This window comes from Actinokineospora sp. PR83, assembly GCF_021056305.1.
In the GTDB taxonomy this organism is placed as follows: Bacteria; Actinomycetota; Actinomycetes; order Mycobacteriales; family Pseudonocardiaceae; genus Actinokineospora; species Actinokineospora spheciospongiae.
Genome location: NZ_JAJCXD010000078.1, coordinates 16,239 through 33,806 on the forward strand (window position 1 = coordinate 16,239; position 17,568 = coordinate 33,806).

The following is a 17,568-nucleotide window of genomic DNA, read 5'->3' on the forward strand; positions in this document are numbered from 1 at the left end:
GGGAAGGCGTCGGAGCGTGTGAACGTTCTGTGGAGGTAACTCGGATGAGAACGCCGCCCGGCGTTGCCTAGGCTGGGAGCAAATGAGCGCCGACACCACCCCGAACCAGGCCGACCTGCGCGCGCGCCTGCCCGAGCTGATGCTCCGCGACCAGCGCAGGCTGGGGCGCAGGCTCGACGGGCTGCGCAAGACCCGCGACCCCGCCCGCCGCGCGGCCACCCTGGCCAGGGTCGCCGAGGAGGTCGAGGCCGCGGTCCGGCGGGTGGAGCTGCGGCGGTCGTCGCTGCCGCCGCTGAAGTACCCGGAGGAACTGCCGGTCACCCAGCGCCGCGAGGACATCCTCGCCGCGATCCGGGACAACCAGGTGGTGATCGTCGCCGGGGAGACCGGGTCGGGCAAGACCACCCAGATCCCGAAGATGTGCCTGGAGCTGGGCCGCGGGGTCACCGGGCTGATCGGGCACACCCAGCCGAGGCGGATCGCCGCGCGCACGGTGGCCGAGCGGGTGGCCGAGGAGATCGGCACGCCGCTGGGGGAGACCGTCGGCTGGAAGGTCCGGTTCACCGACCAGGTCGGCGACCGCACCCTGGTCAAGATCATGACCGACGGCATCCTGCTGGCCGAGATCCAGCACGACCGGCTGCTGGCCCAGTACGACACGATCATCATCGACGAGGCGCACGAGCGCAGCCTCAACATCGACTTCCTGCTCGGCTACCTGGCCAGGCTGCTGCCCAGGCGCCCGGACCTCAAGGTCGTCATCACCTCCGCGACCATCGACCCGGAGCGGTTCTCCCGGCACTTCGACGACGCCCCGATCGTCGAGGTCTCCGGGCGCACCTTCCCGGTCGAGGTCCGCTACCGGCCGCTGGTCGACCCGGAGGACCCCGACGCCGACCCGGACCGCGACCAGACCCAGGGCATCGTCGAGGCGGTCCAGGAGCTGTCGGCAGAGGGACCGGGCGACGTGCTGGTGTTCCTGTCCGGTGAGCGCGAGATCCGCGACACGGCCGATGCCCTGACCGCGGCGAACCTGCGCAACACCGAGGTCCTGCCGCTGTACGCGCGGCTGTCGTCGGCCGAGCAGCACCGGGTGTTCCAGCCGCACACCGGCAGGCGGGTCGTGCTCGCCACGAACGTCGCCGAGACGTCGCTGACCGTGCCCGGCATCAAGTACGTCGTCGACCCGGGCACCGCGCGCATCTCCCGCTACAGCAACCGGCTCAAGGTGCAGCGGCTGCCCATCGAGGCGGTCTCGCAGGCCTCGGCCAACCAGCGCAAGGGCCGCTGCGGCCGGACCTCCGACGGCATCTGCATCCGGCTCTACAGCGAGGACGACTTCCTCGCCCGCCCGGAGTTCACCGACCCGGAGATCCTGCGCACCAACCTCGCCTCGGTCATCCTCCAGATGGCCGCCGCCGACCTCGGCGAGATGGCCGACTTCCCGTTCATCGAGCCCCCCGACAAGCGCCACATCGCCGACGGCACCCAGCTCCTGCACGAACTCGGCGCGCTCGACCCGGCGCAGACCGACCCGGCCAAGCGGCTGACCCCGCTGGGCCGCCAGCTCGCCCAGCTCCCCGTCGACCCCCGGCTGGCCCGCATGGTCATCGAGGCCGACAAGAACGGCTGCCTGGCCGAGGTCATGGTCATCGCCGCCGCACTGTCCATCCAGGACCCGCGCGAACGACCGCAGGACAAGCAGCAGGCCGCCGCGCAGATGCACGCCCGCTTCGCCGACCCGGACTCCGACTTCATCAGCTACCTCAACCTGTGGAACCACCTGCGCGAGCGGCAGAAAGAGCTGTCCAGCAACAGGTTCCGCCGCGAGTGCAAGGCCGAGTTCCTCAACTACCTGCGCATCCGCGAGTGGCAGGACATCCACAGCCAGCTCCGGCAGGTCGCCAAGCAACTGGGCATCACCCCGAACGAGACGCCCGCCGAGCCGCGCAACGTGCACATGTCGCTGCTGTCGGGCCTGTTGTCGCACATCGGTTTCCGCGACCCGGCCGGCAAGGAGTACGTCGGCGCCCGCAACGCCAAGTTCGCCGTGTTCCCCGGGTCGGCGCTGTTCAAGAAGCCGCCGCGCTGGGTGATGGCGGCCGAGCTGGTGGAGACCTCGCGGCTGTGGGGGCGCATCGCCGCCCGGATCGAACCGGAGTGGATCGAACCGATCGCCGAGCACCTGCTGCGCCGCAACTACAGCGAACCGCACTGGGAAGCCAAGCAGGGCTCCGTCGTGGCGATGGAGCGGGTGACCCTCTACGGGTTGCCGATCGTGGTCTCCCGCAAGGTCCAGTACGGGCGCATCGACCCGGAGCTGTCGCGCGACCTGTTCATCCGGCACGCGCTCGTGGAAGGCGACTGGCAGACCCGCCACCACTTCTTCCGCGACAACCGCAAGCTGCTGGAGGAGGTCGAGGACCTCGAACACCGCTTCCGCCGCCGCGACATCGTCGTCGACGACGAGACCCTGTTCCGCTTCTACGACGAGCGCGTCCCGGCCGAGGTCGTGTCCGGGCGGCACTTCGACTCCTGGTGGAAGAAGACCAGGCACGAACACCCGGACCTGCTGACCTTCACCAAGTCCATGCTGGTCAACGACACCGTCGACGTGGACGAGGACGCGTTCCCCGACGCGTTGCAGCAGCACGGCCTGACCCTGCCGCTGAGCTACCGCTTCGAACCCGGCCGCGACGACGACGGGGTCACCGCCAGGGTGCCCATCGCGGTGCTCAACCAGCTCAACGGCGACGCGCTGTCGGTGCAGGTGCCCGGGCTGCGCGAGGAGGTCGTGACCGCGCTGATCCGGTCGCTGCCCAAGCCGCTGCGCCGCAACTTCGTCCCGGTGCCCGACTTCGCCAAGGCGGTGGTGCGCAAGCTCGCGCCCACCGAGGAATCCCTCCCCGACGCCGTCGGCCGCGAACTGCGCGCCCTCACCGGTGTCCTCATCCCGCGCGACGCCTGGCAGCTCGACGCCGTCCCCGCCCACCTCAAGACCACCTTCCAGGTCGTCGACGGGGACAGGACCCTGGCCACGGGCAAGGACCTGGGCGCGCTGAAGCAGCAGCTCAAGTCCCAGCTCCGCGAGTCGCTGACCGCCGCGACGGTCGACCTCGCCCGCCGCGGCCTGACCTCGTGGACCATCGGCACCCTGCCCAAGGTCGCCCGCACCGAGCAGAACGGCCTCGTCGTCACCGCCTACCCGGCCCTGGTCGACGAGGGCGCCACGGTCGCGGTCCGGATGCTCGACACCGCGGTCGAGCAGCGGGCGGCGATGTGGGCAGGCACCCGCAAGCTGGTGCTGCTCAACGTCCCCTCCCCGACCAAGCACGTGGTCCGCTCCCTGTCCAACCAGGCCAAGCTCGCCCTGTCGCACAACCCGCACGGCGGCGTCCCGGCCCTGCTGGCCGACTGCGTCGACGCCGCGGCCGACCACCTCATCGCCCAGGCCGGCGGCCCGGCGTGGACCGAGGCGGCCTTCACCCGCCTGCGCGAGCACGTCCGCACCCACCTCAACGCCACGGTGGTCGAGGTCCTCGACGCCGCCCGCAAGGTCGTGCAGGCCTGGAACGACGTGGAGCGGCGCCTGGGGGCCACCCGCGGCCCGATCTTCGTCGAACCGCTGGCCGACATCCGCGAACAGCTTGCCGGGCTGGTCTTCCCCGGCTTCATCACCGCCACCGGCGTCGCCCGCCTCCCGCACCTGGAGCGCTACCTGCGCGGCATCGACCGCCGCCTGGACAAGCTCCCCGAGCGCCCGGACCGGGACACGGCGTGGATGCACACCGTGCAGGACCTGGAGGACGCCTACCACGAGGCCGTCCAGCAGCGGCACCCCGCGGCGCGCGACACCGAGGAGGTGCGGGCGGTGAAGTGGATGATCGAGGAACTGCGGGTCAGCTACTTCGCCCAGACGCTGGGCAGCGCCGGGTCCATCTCCGACAAGCGGGTGCAGAAGGCGATCGCCGCGCTCATCCCCTGAGCGCGGCCGGTCAGGTCCCGCCGCGCAGCAGCGCCGCGTAGAGGGTCAGGCCCGGGCCGAACGCCAGCACCACCACCGGTCCACCGGAGGCGAGCTTCCCGGTGCGGCGCAGCTCCTCCAGGATGATCAGCACCGTCGCCGACGAGCAGTTGCCGCACTCGCGCAGGACGGTGCGCGAGGCGTCCAGGGCGTCGGCGGGCAGCTCCAGCTCGCGGGCGACCGTGTCGAGGATGCGGGGCCCACCCGGGTGCACCGCCCACGCGCCCACGTCGTCCACCGCCAGGCCGTGGCGGCCCAGGAGGTCCTCGACCAGCGGGCCGACGTGGCGGGCCAGGACGGTGGGGACCTCGGGGGACAGCTCCATCCGGAAGCCCAGGTCGGTGATGTCCCAGCGCATGTGGTCGGAGGTGGCGGGGTCGGTGCGCGCGGCCACGTCGGCGATCCGCAGCCCGCTCCCCGGACCGCCGTCGCCGGGGCGCAGGACCACGGCCGCGGCGGCGTCGGCGAACAGGGCGTGCGTGATGACCTGGGACAGGTCGTCGGTGGTGGGCTGGGCGTGCAGGGAGGTCAGCTCCAGGCACAGCAGCACCGCGGGGCGGCGGCGGGCGACGACGTAGTCCGACACCGCGCCCAGGCCGGGCAGCGCCGCGTAGCAGCCCATGTGGCCGATCATCAGCCGCTGCACGTCCGCGGGCATCCCCAGGTCGGCGGCGAGGCGGATGTCCAGGCCCGGGGTGGTGTAGCCGGTGCAGGACACCACCGCGAACATGCCGACCTCGTCGGCCGACAGGCCCGCGTCGGCCAAGGCGGCGCTCACCGCCTCCTTGCCCAGGCCCGGCGCCTCGTCGATGTAGCGCTCCATGCGCCGCTGCGTCGACCAGGTCGAGACGTCCTCGACCACCGGGTCGGCCACCGCGTGCCGGTACCGCACCCCCGCTGCCCGGTACAGCCGCTCGGCCACCCGGGAGTTCCCCAGCCGGGGGGCGAAGAAGTCCGTCCACAGCGCGTCCTGGTCCATCCTGGCCGGGAACGCGCACGCGCCGCCCGCGATCACCGCCGCTGAGCCGGTCGTACCTGCGGTCATGTGCTCCTCTTCCTGCCGATCCCTTGGAACAGCACGGATGTCGTCGGCACCGGAACCATCCGGACGCCGTCGCCGCGCCCGGCGAGCAGGCGCACCACGTCGAGCGCCGAGGGGCGGATACCCCGCAGCGCGAGGTCAACCCCGTTCTCGGCGCACAACCGCACCAGGTGCGCCCGGTCCACGAACAGCGCCGGGTCGTGGATGCCCTTCGGCGCCCCACCGGGCACCCGTTCGGCGATCGTCACCGCCACCAGCCGCGCCAACCGGGTGTCGGCGATCGTGTCGACCACCAGCAGCCCGCCGGGGCGCAGCACCCGGCACGCCTCACCGACCGCGGCGGGCAGGTCCGGGACGTGTTCGAGGATCTCGCCCGCGCACACCACGTCGGCGCACCCGTCGGCCAGCGGCACCCGGCCCACGTCACCGCGCACGGCGGTGACACCGTGGTCGGCGGCCAGCGCCAGCGCGCTGCGGGTCAGGTCCACCCCGACGTGGCGGTAGCCCTTGCCCGCCAGGTGCGGGGCGAGCAGCCCGGCACCGCAGCCGAGGTCGACCAGCACGGCGCCGGGGTGGGGAGCGCGGGGGACCAGCGCCGCCCTGGCGGCGGCGAGCCAGTGCAGCATGGCGAACTCGCCGCGTGGCAGCCACCACTGGTCGACGAGTGCGTCGTACTGCTCCGGGTTGTTCCGTCCGAGGTCTGGGGACCGGTCCCGCTCGACTTTCGGGCGGAGGGGCACGAGACCTACGCTCGCACACCGGCAGCGGTTCCGCTGGACCACGGCCCACCCGCTGGACCGGGGCGCCGGGTGGTCGGCGCCGTCGAACGCTGCGAGGCTGACCCGGTGCGCGCATCGACTGCCCTGGCCCTCGTGCGGGCCTGCCACCCCGAACCCACGCTCGCGGTCACGGCGGTCGCCGCCGGGCTCGCGATCAGCGTCGGGCGCCCGGCGTGGGGTGTGGTCCTGGTCGCCGCCGCGGTCTTCACCGGCCAGTTGTCGGTGGGCTGGCTCAACGACTACCTCGACGCGGACCGGGACCGCACCGTCGGCCGCGCGGACAAGCCGCTCGCGGTCGGGGCGGTGTCGCGGCGCGCGGTCGGTGTCGGGATTCTCTGCGCCGCGGCGCTGTGCGTCCCGCTGTCGCTGTCGACCGGCTGGCTGCCCGGCTCGGTGCACCTGCTCGCCGTCGCCTCCGCCTGGTCCTACGATGCCTGGTTGAAGTCGACGGTCGCGTCCGTGGTGCCCTACGCGGTTTCGTTCGGGCTGTTGCCGGTGTTCGTGGTCCTCAGCGGGGAGGTCACGCCCGCGTGGTGGCTGGTGGCCGCGGGCGCGTTGTTGGGGGCGGGGGCGCACTTCGCGAACGTGCTGCCGGACCTGGCTGACGACGCGGTCACCGGGGTGCGCGGTCTGCCGCAGCGGTTCGGCCCGCGCTCCGCCCTGGTCGCGGTGGTGTTGCTGCTGGCCTCGATGGCGTGCTTGGCATTCGGGCCCGGCGGGGGGCCGTCGGGTACGGGGCTGTGGGCGTTGGGGCTGGCTGTGGCCGTGGTCGTCGCGTCGGTGGTACTGGGGCGGGGCGATCGGTCGCGCGGGCTGTTCCGGGCGGTGATGGTCACGGCGCTGCTGGCCGTGGGGCTGCTGCTGGTCTCACCGCTGGGTTAGCGCTCCGGGAGCCGCCTACCGGTCGACCTGGAGGCGGACGACGGTGCCGGTGCCCGGCGCGGAGCGGATGCTGACCAGGTCGCAGAGGCGGTTGGCCAGCCAGACGCCGCGGCCGCCCTGGACGGCGGGGATGGGGGAGACGCGGCCGACCAGGGGGTTGGTGATGTGGCCGCTGTCGGTGACCTCGCAGGTGAAGGTGTGCTCGTCGTGCCAGGTGCGCAGAGTGCCCCGGTCGCCGCCGTGCACGATGCTGTTGGTGACGATCTCGTTGGTGGCCAGGGTCAGGTCCAGGGCCCGGTCGCGGGACAGGCCGAAGGCCGAGGAGCGGACCGTCACCAGGTCGCGCAGTTCGGGCAGGTCGTCCAGGGTGAAGTGCACGTCGTCGAAGTCCGGCGGGGTGGCGACCTCCGGCAGGGGGCGGGCGAACACCGCGTAGCCGTGCTCGGGGTCGTAGGCGGCGCCCGGCCTGCTGGTGCCCCCGTCCAGCACGGTGGTGTGGGTGTGCTCGGCCTCCGGCAGCGCGTCCGCGTCGACGGTGCAGCGCAGGCGGAAGTCAATGGCGTCGTCGAAGGCCAGGTTGAGCAGGGCTTCGTGCAGTGCGATCTCGGCGGCCGCGGCCGGGTCGTGGGTGGCGCGGGCGGGGTTGCCCACGCAGCGCAGCGGGCCGCGCGCGGTCTCCAGCAGGTCGCGCAGGGTCGGGATCAGGCGGGCCGGGTTGCGGCCCAGGTCCGTGGTGTCGACCACCCGCACCCCGGTGCCGTCGAGGGCGTCGGCGAGCAGTTCCGTCCCGCGCGGGCCGAGCAGGGCCACCGCGGTCTCGCCCTCCCGCACGCCCTCCCGCAGGAAGTCCACGGTCGCCGCCACGTAGGCGTCGTCGTCGCGGTGGACCAGCGCTTCGTGCACGAACCCGGCTGTGCCCATGCTCGTCCCTCCGTCGGTGGGTGCTCCCGCGGAGCGAAGACGCCCGAGGCCCGCCCGCGTCGCGGGCACGGGCAGCGTACCCGCGCGGACCCCCGGAGCAGGGCGAGTGGCCGGGTGTCGCGTGGTCCGGAAGGGTGATGTCATGGTCATCACCGCCGCCGCGAAGAAGCACCGGGTCGCCCTCGACGACTGGGTCATGCTCGGACTCGCCGTGGTCTCGGTCGCCCTGCTGGTCTACCGGGCGCTGTGGAACCCGCCCACCCACGTCGGCGAACTGATCGTCCGGATCGACTGGGCGTTCTGCGCGGTGTTCGCCGTCGAGTTCCTCTGGCGGTGGCGGCTGGCGGGCTTCTCCGGCCGGTTCGTCCTGCTCAACTGGTACGACGTCATCGGCATGATCCCTTGGGCGCACGTCCTGGTCCGCGCCTTCCGCCTGCTGCGCGTCGTGCGGGTGGTGACCCTGCTGACCAGGCTCCAGCGCCCGGTCGACCGCTCCGTCGGCGAGGAACTCGCCCACCGGGCGATGGGCCGCTTCGGCGGCGTCCTGATCGACGTGGTGAAGAAGCCGCTCACCGTGGCCGTGCTGGAGGAGGTCGTCTCCGTGCTGCGCACCGGCCACTACGCGCGCAACATCGCCAGCGCACTGGAGGAGAATCGGGCCGAGATCCGCCAGATGGTCCTGGAGAAGCTGAAGGAGGACCCCCAGGTCGGCAAACTCCGCCGCCTCCCCTTCCACGACGAGGTCGTCGGCGCGGTCTCCGAGGCGGTGCTGCGCGTGGTCCTGGAGATGCTCGCCGACCCCCGCACCGACGAACTGATCTCCGACCTGCTCCGGGAGAACATCGACCAGATCCGCCAGGCCGTCCGCGCGGGCGACCACCAGAACCTCCCCGACCCCGCCCCACCGGGCCACTGACCCACCGCCCGCCGCCTGCTGAGTCCACTGCCCGGAAACGCGGTGGCCCCGGGCCCGGTCCGGCAGGCAGCATGGGGCGGTGACCTTCTCCCTCGACCCGGCCGTGCGCCACTTCAACCCCGGCGGCTTCGGCATCGTGCCGGTCGGGGTCCGCGAGGCCCAGGCCCGGTTCCGGGCCGCGTCCGACGCCAACCCGATGCGCTTCCACCGGGTCGACACCCCCGCCCTGATCGCCGAGGCGCGGGAGGCGGCGAGTGCGTTCCTCGGCGCCGACGTGGTGCTGGTGCGCAACGCCACCGAGGCCGCCGCGACCGTGCTCGCCTCGCTGCCGCTGGGGGAGGGCGACGAGATCCTGCTCTCCGACCACGGCTACGGCGCCGTGGCGATCGCCGCGCAGGCCGCCGCCGACCGGGTCGGTGCCCGGCTGCGCGTGGTGCACTTCCCCGCCGACGCCGGGCCGGACGAGGTCGTTGCCGCGTTCGCGGGTGGTCTCACCGCCGCCACCCGGCTCGTGGTCGTCGACGCGATCACCTCGCCGACCGCGCTGGTGCTGCCGGTCGCCGGGGTCGCGGAGGTGTGCCGGGAGCGCGGGGTGCCGGTGTTCGTCGACGCCGCCCACGTGCCCGGTCACCTCGACCAGCGCCCGGACCTGCTCGGCGTGGACTTCTGGGCGGGCAACCTGCACAAGTGGGCCTACGCCCCGCGCACCAGCGCCGGGCTGTGGATCGCCCCGCCGTGGCGCGACCGGGTCCGCCCGCTCGTGCCGTCCTGGGACCACCCGGCCGGGTACCCGCGCTGGTTCGACCACGCGGGCACCGGCGACTACTCCGGTTGGATGGCGCTGCCCGCCGCCTTCGACCACTGGCGTGCCGTGGGCGGCTGGGACGCGGTCGCGGCCAGTTCGGCGTTGCTGGACCGGGGCGTCCGCCTCGTCGCCGACGCCCTCGGTGCCCCCGGTCAGGTCAGCGCGCACCACGCCCCGCTCATGCGGCTCGTCGCCCTCCCCTCCGGGCTGGTCGCCGACTTCGACGACGCCGCGCGCTACTACGGGGAACTCAGCGCCCGCGGCGTCGAGGTGCCGATCATCCACTGGCACGGCGCCGCCCACGTCCGCGTCGGCGCCACGACCCACAGCACCGAGGACGACTTCGCCGCGCTCGCCGCCGCCCTCGCCGAGGGGCGCTAGAACCCCCAGTCCGCCCGTTCCAGCTCGATGTCCTCCACGCCGAGGACCGCGCGCACACCCGCGACGCCCGCCGGGTCGATCGACCCGGTGACCACGCCGACGTGCTCCAGCACCGTGTCCACCGCCAGGCCCACGGCGCGCAGGTCGGCCACCAGGTCCGGCAGCCGACCCATGCCGTCGTCGTCCACGGTCACCAGCACCCGTAACGGACCCGGGTCGATCACGGGGCCTGCACCAGACCCGCCCCGACATCGGTGCTGGGCAGCGGCTGCCGGATGGCCGACTGGGTCAGCCGGGCCCACAGCGCCCACGACCGCGCGCCGGTGGCCTGGGCGATCAGCGCCGCCACCCCGGCCACGTGCGGGGTCGCCATGCTGGTGCCGCTGATCCGGTTGTGCCGCAGCGGCATCGGCCACGACGACAGCACGTCCACCCCGGGCCCGACCACGTCGACCGAGCCGATCCGGTCCACCGTGCCGCAGGAGAAGTAGGCGATCGCCTCGGCCGCGTCGACCGCGCCCACCGCCAGGATCGACGGGCAGTTCGCCGGGTGCCCGACGGGGGCGATCGCGCCGGTGCGCCGGTCGGACTCGTTGCCCGCCGCCGCCACGATCAGCGTGCCCTGCGCCATCGCCCTGGTCGCCACCCGCTCGAAGGTGCGGGAGAACGGCTGCCCCGGCTGGGTCGCCGCGCCCAGCGACATCGACACCACCGCGCACCCGTTCTCCACCGCCCAGGCGATGCCGGACAGGATGCCGCCGTCGGACCCGGAACCCCCGTCGCTGAGGACCTTGCCCACGTAGACCTCCGCCGCCGAGGCGATGCCGTAGCCGGGGCCGTCGCCGGGTTCGCGCGGCCCGCACGAGGTGCCGACGCAGTGCGTGCCGTGCCCGTGGCCGTCCTGCGCGCTCTCCCCCGGCACGAACGACTCGGCGGTGACCTGCCGACCGGCGAAGTCCGGGTGCGCCAAGTCGAACCCGGTGTCGAGGACCGCGACCTTGATCCCCGCCCCGGTCGCCGTGCTCAGCTGCGCCCCCACCGCCTGCAACCCCCAGGTGAACACGCTCTCGTCCACCGCGACCGCGGTCTGCACCTCCTCGGCGGTGATGGCGCGCACCCGCCGTTCCCGCTCCAGCCCGGCGATCGGTCCCGATCCGGCGGCGGCCCGGGCCAGTGCCTCCGCCTGGTCGGGGTCCGCGTCGACCACCGCGACGCCGAGCCGGTCGAGCACCAGCCCGCTCGCGCCCCGCAGGTCCGCGCCCGACCCGGTGGCGTCCGCGGTGGCGGCCACATCGATCCCGGCGATCCGGTTCAGCTCCCGGGTCCCGGCGGCCACGGAGTCGTCCTCCAGCAGCACCAGGTACCGGCCCGTCGTCCCGTCGTCCGTGCCGGGAGTGGTCATCGACCTCACCTCATTCCGTCCGGTGGGCCGTGTCCGCCCACCTTGAGGGATTCTCGACTAGCCTGACAGGGCTGTGACGGCCATTACAGCCCTACTACCCGAATGGCCCACCGCCGTCCGCCCAGTGCGACACCTCTCTCGTGTCCGGGAGCTGCCGTTACTGTCGGGGTCATGCAGACCTGGCAATCCCACCCGGTGCCCAAGGTGGACGGAACCCCACGGCCGCTGCGCCTGTTCGACACCTCGTCGGGGCAGATCCGGCCGACCACCCCGGGCCGCACGGCCACCATGTACGTCTGCGGGATCACCCCGTACGACGCCACGCACCTGGGGCACGCGGCGACCTACCTCGCCTTCGACCTGGTTCACCGGCAGTGGCTCGACAACGGCCACGACGTGCACTACGTGCAGAACGTCACCGACATCGACGACCCGCTGCTGGAGCGGGCCGAGCGGGACTCCGACGACTGGGTCGTGCTCGGGATGCGCGAGACGGCGCTGTTCCGCGAGGACATGGAGGCGCTGCGGGTGCTGCCGCCGCGCGAGTTCGTCGGCGCCGTCGAGGCCATCCCGGAGATCGTCGAGGCGGTCGGCAAGCTGCTCGCCGACGGCTCCGCCTACCGGGTGGACGACGAGGAGTACCCCGACGTCTACTTCGACCACACCGCCACCGGCCGCTTCGGCTACGAGTCGAACTACGACGAGCCGACCATGGACCGCTTCTTCGCCGCCCGCGGCGGCGACCCGGACCGCAAGGGCAAGCGCCACCCGCTCGACGCCCTGCTGTGGCGCAGCGCCCGCCCCGGCGAACCGAGCTGGCCCGGCGACCTCGGCCCCGGCCGCCCCGGCTGGCACGTGGAGTGCTCGGTCATCGCCCTCAACCGGCTGGGCATGACCTTCGACCTCCAGGGCGGCGGGTCGGACCTGATCTTCCCGCACCACGAGTACAGCGCCGCGCACGCCGAGGCCCTGACCGGCGAGCACCCCTTCGCCCGGCACTACGGCCACTCGGCGATGATCGGCCTGGACGGCCTCAAGATGTCGAAGTCCCGGGGGAACCTGGTCTTCGTCTCCCGGCTGCGCGCCGACAGGGTGGACCCGATGGGGATCCGGCTCGGCCTGCTGGCGGGCCACTACCGCGAGGACCGCTCCTGGACCCAGGACATCCTCGACACCGCCCTCGCCCGCCTCGACCGCTGGCGCACCGCGGTGTCGGCCCCGAGCGGCGCCCCCGCCGACGACCTGGTCGCCCGCATCCGCGACCACCTGTCCGACGACCTGGACACCCCCGCGGTCATCGCCGCGGTCGACGCCTGGGCGGCCCAGCCCGGCTCCGACCAGACGGCCCCGGGCAAGGTCCGCACCGCCGTCGACTCGCTGCTGGGCGTCCTGCTCTGACGGTCCCGCAGCCCGATCGGGGCTGACCGGCCCGGTTCGCGGTGGACCGGGCCGGTGGACCGGTCGGGGCCGACCGAACCGCTCCCGGGACGCCGTCCCCCGGCGCCTGGGAGCCCAGCCGCGGAACCGCCCGCGCGGCCCGACCGGCCCGCGGGCGGAACCGCCCGGGTCACACCCCGGCAGGCGCCGCCGGGATCACGCCTCGGCCGGTCCCACCGGGGTCAGACCCCGGTCGGCCCCGGACCCGACCCGCCGCGGCCGGGCCCCGGCCGCCGCCTGCGCAGGTAGCGCTCGAACTCGGCGGCGATCACCTCGCCGCTGGCCTCGCCCAGGGTGTCGTCGGCCTCGCTGCGCTCTTCTAGGGCGCGGACGTAGTTGCGCACGTCCTCGTCCTCCTCGGCCATCTCGCTGACGGTGGCCTGCCACTCCTCGGCCTGCTCGGGCAGCGCGCCGAGCGGCACCTCCACGTCCAGGATCTCCTCCACGCGGTGCAGCAGCGCCAGCGTCGCCTTGGGCGAGGGCGGCTGCGACACGTAGTGCGGCACCGCCGCCCAGATGGAGATCGCGGGCACCCCCGCCTGCACGCACGCGTCCTGCAACACCCCGACGATGCCGGTCGGCCCCTCGTAGCGGGAGCGCTCCAGGCCGAAGCGGGCGGCGGAGGTGGCGTCGTAGGCGGTGCCGGTGACTGGCACCTGCCGGGTGTGCGGGGTGTCGGCGAGCAGGGCGCCCAGGGTCACCACGGTGGTGATGCGCAGGTCCTCGATGTGCTGGAGCAGTTCGGCGCAGAACGAGCGCCACCGCATGTTCGGCTCGATGCCGTGCACCAGCACCACATCCCGGTTGGACCCGGGCGGGCGGCACACCGACAGCCGGGTGGTGGGCCACTCGACCCGCCTGGTCACCCCGTCCACCATGCGGACGGAGGGCCGGGTCACCTGGAAGTCGTAGTAGTCGTCGGGGTCCAACTCGAGCAGGGGGCTGGCGTCCCAGGTCAGCTGCAGGTGCTCGATGGCGGTGCTCGCCGCGTCGCCCGCGTCGTTCCAGCCCTCGAACGCCGCCACCATGACGGGGTCGACGAGTTCCAAGGGCTCGGTGCTGGGCTCGCGGTCGGCGGCCATGTGCGGGTCCGGATCGGTCACTGGCCCAGCCTACGGCCCACCCCCGATCGAGGGAGATCACCGGTCGGGAGTGGCTGGCCGGGCGTGTCGGGTGGTGCGGGGGAAACGGCGCTCTGCCCGATGGGCCCACCCCCGATCGGGGGAGATCACCGGTCGGGAGTGGCTGGCGGCGTGTCGGGGTGGCTCGTGTCGGGATGGTCTCCTGGGGTGGACGTACTGGCGTTGTCGGATCGTAGGGTGGGGGCATGCCGAGCCAGCGCGTCGATCCCGCCCTGCCCGCCGCCGTGCTCTGGGACATGGACGGCACCCTGCTCGACTCGGAGAAGCTCTGGGACATCCCGCTCTACGAGTTCGCCGAGCGCCTCGGCTTCACCCTCGCCGCCGAGACCCGCACCGCGATGATCGGCAGCAACGTCCCCACGACCATGGCCCTGCTGTTCGCGCAGGCGGGGATCGAACCGTCCGCCGACGACATCCGCGAGGCGGTGGGCTGGATCGACGCCCGCATGGCCGACCTGTTCGCCACCGACCTGCGCTTCCGCCCCGGCGCCCCCGAGGCCCTGCGCGCCGTCCGCGCCGCGGGCCTGCCGACCGCGCTGGTCACCTCCACCGAGCGCCCGCTGACCGAGATCGCCCTCGACGTGATCGGCCGCGAGTTCTTCGACGTCACCGTCACCGGCGACGAGGTCGACGGCCGCAACAAGCCCTTGCCGGACCCGTACCTCAAGGCCGCCCGCCTGCTCGGCGTCGACCCGGCCGAGTGCGTCGCGGTGGAGGACTCGCCCACCGGCACCGCCGCCGCCGTCGCCGCGGGCTGCGTCACCGTGGTGGTCCCGTGCGAGGTCGACGTCCCCGGCGGCGAGCGGCGCGTGCTGCGCGAGTCCCTGATCGGCTTCGACGCCGACGCCCTGCGGGCACTGGTGCCCGCCACCCGGTGAGGCCCGGTGACCGCCGGTGATGGCAGGATCTTCGACCGTGAAGACCTTCGACGAACTGTTCGCCCAGCTCCTCGACCGGGCGCGGACCCGCCCGGAGGGCTCGGGCACCGTGGCCGCGCTGGACGCGGGCGTGCACGCGCAGGGCAAGAAGGTCCTGGAGGAGGCGGGCGAGGTGTGGATCGCCGCCGAGCACGAGTCGGACGAGCAGTTGGCCCTTGAGGTGTCGCAGCTCCTGTACCGGGTGCAGGTGCTGATGATCGGCCGCGGCATCACGCTGGAAGACGTCTACCGCCAGCTCTGATCACTCTTCTGTGGACGGTCTGCTGACTGTCGGGGCGTGCCTTCGGTGGGTGCGTCTGTTTGGGTGCGCCCGCTTTCAGAGCCGGTCTTTCGCTGGGGTGCCCGGCTGGGTGGATGTGTTTGGGTGGGGCCCCTATGGCGATCATGTGCCCAGTGTGACCGAGTGGGGCTGAAGGGATGCCCCACAGCCCAGGCAGGCTTGCACATGATCGCCACCCCCACCCAAACACATCCACCCACCCGGGCATTTTCGTAGCCGGGCTGGCGGTTTTCGGGGTGGCTGGTTGTTGCTGCGCCGGTGAGGTCCTGGGTGGCTGGTTGTCGGGTGGGTGGTCGACCGGCTTTGCGGGCGGGGGCTAATCCGCTCGGTCGAGGGGGGTTTCCTCGCCGGGGTCGGGTTCGGGCCAGCCGGGGTAGGGCGGTGGGGTGCCGCCGAAGGCGGGGCAGACGGCCTGGTAGGAGCACCAGCCGCAGAGCTTGCTCTGGTTGGGGCGGAAGTCGCCGGTCTTGCCCGCGCGGAGGATGGCCTCCCAGATGGCGTCGAGGGTGCGCTCGAAGCGGGACAGCTCCGCCTCGTCCGGGGCGTAGGCGAGGTTCTGGCGGTCGGCCAGGTACATCAGTTGCAACCGGCTGGGGACCACGCCGCGCAGGCGCCAGAGGGCCAGGGCGTAGAACTTCATCTGGAACAGGGCCTTGGCCTCGCCGATCTCCCTCGGCGCCGCGCCCGTCTTGTAGTCGACCACCCGGATCTGGCCGGTGGGGGCCACGTCCACGCGGTCGATGAAACCGCGCAGCAGGACGCCGGACTCCAGTTCGGTCTCCACCATCAGCTCGCACGCGTCGGGCTGGAGCCTGCGGGGGTCCTCCAGTTCGAAGTAGCCATCGATCAGGCCGTCGGCGGTGGCGAGCCAGGCCGCCGTCTCCTCGGCGGACTCGGCGTCGTCGAAGATCGTGGCGAGTTCGGGGCGTTCGGCGAGGAGGTCGGTCCAGGTGGGGGTGAGCAGGTCGTGGGCGGCGGCGGGGAGCCGGTCCTCGGCGGGCAGGGCGTAGAGGCGCTCCAGGACCGCGTGCACCACCGTGCCGCGCACCTGCGCCTTGGTGGGCTGCTCGGGCAGCCGGTCGACCGCGCGGAACCGGTAGAGCAGCGGGCACTGCTTGAAGTCGCTCGCCCGGGACGGTGACAGGGCGGGCCTGCGTCGAGCGCGCCTGGCCGTCGCCGTGCCGCCCGTGCTCGTGCTGTCGGTGCCGTTCGCGCCGCTGGTGCTCTCCGTGCCGACTGCCATGGGGTGAACCCTAGCGACGGCCACCGACAGTTCCGGCCACCGCCACCCTCGGTGGTGGCCGCTGCCCGGTGTCGGGCGGCGGGTGGTCGGCCACCCGTTCGCGTCACGGGGTCCACCCTGATCGGGGGACTTCCCGTGGATCACTGCCGCCCCACACCAGCGGCCCTAGGCTGTGGCAGGTGTCCAGCGCCGCCCACCCGACCGCCCGCGAGCGCGATGGTGGTCTGCTGCTGTTCCGCTACAGCGGCGTGCCGGTGGTGCTCGCGCCCTCGTGGTGGCTGGGTTCGCTGGCCGTCGTCGTCTTCTACGCCCCGCTGGTGCGCACGCTGATGCCCGGGGCGTCCGCGCTCACCTCGATCCTGCTCGCCGCCGCCTTCGCCGTCCTGCTCGGCGTGTCCGTCCTGGCCCACGAGCTGGGGCACTGCGTCGTGGCGCTGCGCCTGGGGCTGCCGGTCCGCAGGCTGCGGCTGTTCCTGCTCGGCGGGCTGTCCGAGATTTCCCGGACGCCGCGCAGGCCCGCGCACGAGGGCGTGGTCGCGGCGGCGGGACCCGCGGTGTCGATCCTGCTGGCCGCCGCCTGCGGGCTCGGCCTGCTGGTGATGCCCCCCGAGGGGCCGGTGTGGCTGCTGGTGCTGGAGTGCGCCTTCGCCAACACCGCCGTGGCCGTGTTCAACCTGCTGCCCGGCCTGCCGCTGGACGGGGGGCGGATGCTGCGCGCGGGCGTGTGGGCGCTGACCGGCCGCCGCGGCACCGGGACCAGGGCGGCCGTGCTGGGCGGCTGGGTCGTCGCCGCGCTGCTGGTGCTGTGGGCGCTGTGGGGCCTGGCCGAGGGGAGCCAGGACCGGTGGCTGCGGCTGGGCGTGTGCCTGCTGACCGCGTGGTTCGTCGTCGCCGGGGCCGGTGGTGAGCTGGCCTCCGAGCAGCACCGCGAGTGGCCGCCGGGCCTGCGGCTGGTCGACCTGGTGCGACCGGTCCTGCAACTGCCCGCGGAGAGCCCGGTGGCCGACGCGCTGGCCGCCGCGGCCGGGCGCGGGGTGGTCCTGGTCCGGGCCGACGGCGTGGCCGCCGGGCTGCTCGACGAGACCGCCGCCCGCGCGCTCGCCGAGGTGTCCCCGTTCAGCCCGGCCGAGCAGGCCGCGCAGCCGATCCGCCCCGAGTCGGTCCTGCTCGCCTCCGAACCCGGCGAGGACATCGCCGAGCGCGTGCACACCACCGCGGCCTGGCAGTTCGTCGTGGTCGACGACGACGGCCGCCCCTCCGGGGTGCTGCACCGCGACGACCTGCGCGCCGCCCTGGAGAACCGCCCCTGAGACCGGCCCCGCGACCGGCTGCGGAGGACCGGTACCCGGGTGCCCCGGGTGCGTCTGCCACCATCT

Annotated in this window: 15 protein-coding genes; 8 read left to right on the forward strand and 7 right to left on the reverse strand. The window is 73.5% G+C overall.

Features of this window, described 5'->3' with window-relative positions; genetic code table 11:
* Positions 1-82 precede the first annotated feature (82 nt).
* Positions 83-3,985, forward strand: coding sequence for an ATP-dependent RNA helicase HrpA (hrpA, locus tag L6E12_RS25155; protein ID WP_236230396.1), 3,903 nt, complete (start codon positions 83-85; stop codon positions 3,983-3,985).
* 10 nt (positions 3,986-3,995) lie between these two features.
* Here the strand turns inward: hrpA and L6E12_RS25160 are convergent, their stop codons facing one another.
* Both L6E12_RS25160 and L6E12_RS25165 read right to left on the reverse strand, forming a co-directional pair.
* A complete protein-coding gene (locus L6E12_RS25160; RefSeq protein ID WP_374201945.1) occupies positions 3,996-5,069 on the reverse strand; it encodes a type III polyketide synthase in 1,074 nt (357 codons plus the stop codon).
* Positions 5,066-5,806, reverse strand: a complete 741-nt coding sequence (locus tag L6E12_RS25165) for a methyltransferase domain-containing protein (RefSeq protein ID WP_236230397.1) — start codon at positions 5,804-5,806, stop codon at positions 5,066-5,068. The genes L6E12_RS25160 and L6E12_RS25165 overlap by 4 nt, the downstream gene beginning before the upstream one ends.
* 105 nt (positions 5,807-5,911) lie before the next feature.
* Here L6E12_RS25165 and L6E12_RS25170 point away from each other — a divergent pair, with 105 nt between their 5' ends.
* Positions 5,912-6,727 carry a UbiA family prenyltransferase gene (locus L6E12_RS25170; RefSeq protein ID WP_236230398.1) on the forward strand — a complete coding sequence of 272 codons (816 nt, stop codon included), beginning with the start codon at positions 5,912-5,914 and terminating at the stop codon, positions 6,725-6,727.
* A gap of 15 nt (positions 6,728-6,742) precedes the next feature.
* Here the strand turns inward: L6E12_RS25170 and L6E12_RS25175 are convergent, their stop codons facing one another.
* Positions 6,743-7,648 carry a sensor histidine kinase gene (locus L6E12_RS25175; protein WP_236230399.1) on the reverse strand — a complete coding sequence of 302 codons (906 nt, stop codon included), beginning with the start codon at positions 7,646-7,648 and terminating at the stop codon, positions 6,743-6,745.
* Positions 7,649-7,790: 142 nt separating this feature from the next.
* On the opposite strand from L6E12_RS25175, the gene L6E12_RS25180 reads away from it, so the two are divergent.
* Together L6E12_RS25180 and L6E12_RS25185 are read left to right on the forward strand one after the other, a co-directional pair.
* Positions 7,791-8,564 (forward strand): ion transporter, encoded by a 774-nt coding sequence (locus L6E12_RS25180; RefSeq protein WP_236230400.1) that lies wholly within the window; start codon positions 7,791-7,793, stop codon positions 8,562-8,564.
* 79 nt (positions 8,565-8,643) lie between these two features.
* Entirely contained in the window at positions 8,644-9,750 is a 1,107-nt protein-coding gene (locus tag L6E12_RS25185; RefSeq protein WP_236230401.1) for an aminotransferase class V-fold PLP-dependent enzyme, read from the forward strand.
* Here the strand turns inward: L6E12_RS25185 and L6E12_RS25190 are convergent.
* Both L6E12_RS25190 and L6E12_RS25195 read right to left on the reverse strand, forming a co-directional pair.
* The gene (locus L6E12_RS25190; protein WP_236230402.1) at positions 9,747-9,974 is read right to left on the reverse strand and encodes a hypothetical protein; all 228 of its coding nucleotides are present in this window, start codon (positions 9,972-9,974) and stop codon (positions 9,747-9,749) included. The two genes, L6E12_RS25185 and L6E12_RS25190, sit on opposite strands and share 4 nt — an antisense overlap.
* On the reverse strand, positions 9,971-11,152 hold the full coding sequence (locus L6E12_RS25195; protein ID WP_236230403.1) for a S8 family serine peptidase: 1,182 nt from the start codon (positions 11,150-11,152) through the stop codon (positions 9,971-9,973). Before L6E12_RS25195 ends, L6E12_RS25190 begins: the two co-directional genes overlap by 4 nt.
* A gap of 171 nt (positions 11,153-11,323) precedes the next feature.
* On the opposite strand from L6E12_RS25195, the gene mshC reads away from it, so the two are divergent.
* A complete protein-coding gene (gene mshC, locus L6E12_RS25200; protein ID WP_236230404.1) occupies positions 11,324-12,550 on the forward strand; it encodes a cysteine--1-D-myo-inosityl 2-amino-2-deoxy-alpha-D-glucopyranoside ligase in 1,227 nt (408 codons plus the stop codon).
* A gap of 221 nt (positions 12,551-12,771) precedes the next feature.
* Here mshC and L6E12_RS25205 read toward each other — a convergent pair whose 3' ends face one another.
* Positions 12,772-13,692 (reverse strand): PAC2 family protein, encoded by a 921-nt coding sequence (locus L6E12_RS25205; protein WP_035281245.1) that lies wholly within the window; start codon positions 13,690-13,692, stop codon positions 12,772-12,774.
* A 224-nt stretch (positions 13,693-13,916) separates the two neighbouring features.
* Between L6E12_RS25205 and L6E12_RS25210 the strand changes: the two genes are divergently transcribed.
* A complete protein-coding gene (locus L6E12_RS25210) occupies positions 13,917-14,609 on the forward strand; it encodes an HAD family phosphatase (protein ID WP_236230405.1) in 693 nt (230 codons plus the stop codon).
* Positions 14,610-14,646: 37 nt separating this feature from the next.
* Positions 14,647-14,910, forward strand: coding sequence for a phosphoribosyl-ATP diphosphatase (locus L6E12_RS25215; RefSeq protein ID WP_035281242.1), 264 nt, complete (start codon positions 14,647-14,649; stop codon positions 14,908-14,910).
* A gap of 355 nt (positions 14,911-15,265) precedes the next feature.
* Here L6E12_RS25215 and L6E12_RS25220 read toward each other — a convergent pair whose 3' ends face one another.
* Complete coding sequence (locus L6E12_RS25220) at positions 15,266-16,192, reverse strand: RecB family exonuclease (protein ID WP_236230406.1); 927 nt, start codon at positions 16,190-16,192, stop codon at positions 15,266-15,268.
* A 179-nt stretch (positions 16,193-16,371) separates the two neighbouring features.
* Between L6E12_RS25220 and L6E12_RS25225 the strand changes: the two genes are divergently transcribed.
* On the forward strand, positions 16,372-17,502 hold the full coding sequence (locus L6E12_RS25225) for a site-2 protease family protein (RefSeq protein WP_236230407.1): 1,131 nt from the start codon (positions 16,372-16,374) through the stop codon (positions 17,500-17,502).
* The last annotated feature ends 66 nt before the right edge of the window (positions 17,503-17,568 follow it).

Bases quoted from the DNA above. Each gene is read 5' to 3' on its own strand.
- hrpA (WP_236230396.1), top strand. From the start codon at position 83: ATGAGCGCCGACACCACCCCGAACCAGGCCGACCTGCGCGCGCGCCTG.
- L6E12_RS25160 (WP_374201945.1), bottom strand. From the start codon at position 5,069: ATGACCGCAGGTACGACCGGCTCAGCGGCGGTGATCGCGGGCGGCGCG.
- L6E12_RS25180 (WP_236230400.1), top strand. From the start codon at position 7,791: ATGGTCATCACCGCCGCCGCGAAGAAGCACCGGGTCGCCCTCGACGAC.
- mshC (WP_236230404.1), top strand. From the start codon at position 11,324: ATGCAGACCTGGCAATCCCACCCGGTGCCCAAGGTGGACGGAACCCCA.
- L6E12_RS25175 (WP_236230399.1), bottom strand. From the start codon at position 7,648: ATGGGCACAGCCGGGTTCGTGCACGAAGCGCTGGTCCACCGCGACGAC.
- L6E12_RS25210 (WP_236230405.1), top strand. From the start codon at position 13,917: ATGCCGAGCCAGCGCGTCGATCCCGCCCTGCCCGCCGCCGTGCTCTGG.
- L6E12_RS25195 (WP_236230403.1), bottom strand. From the start codon at position 11,152: ATGACCACTCCCGGCACGGACGACGGGACGACGGGCCGGTACCTGGTG.
- L6E12_RS25220 (WP_236230406.1), bottom strand. From the start codon at position 16,192: ATGGCAGTCGGCACGGAGAGCACCAGCGGCGCGAACGGCACCGACAGC.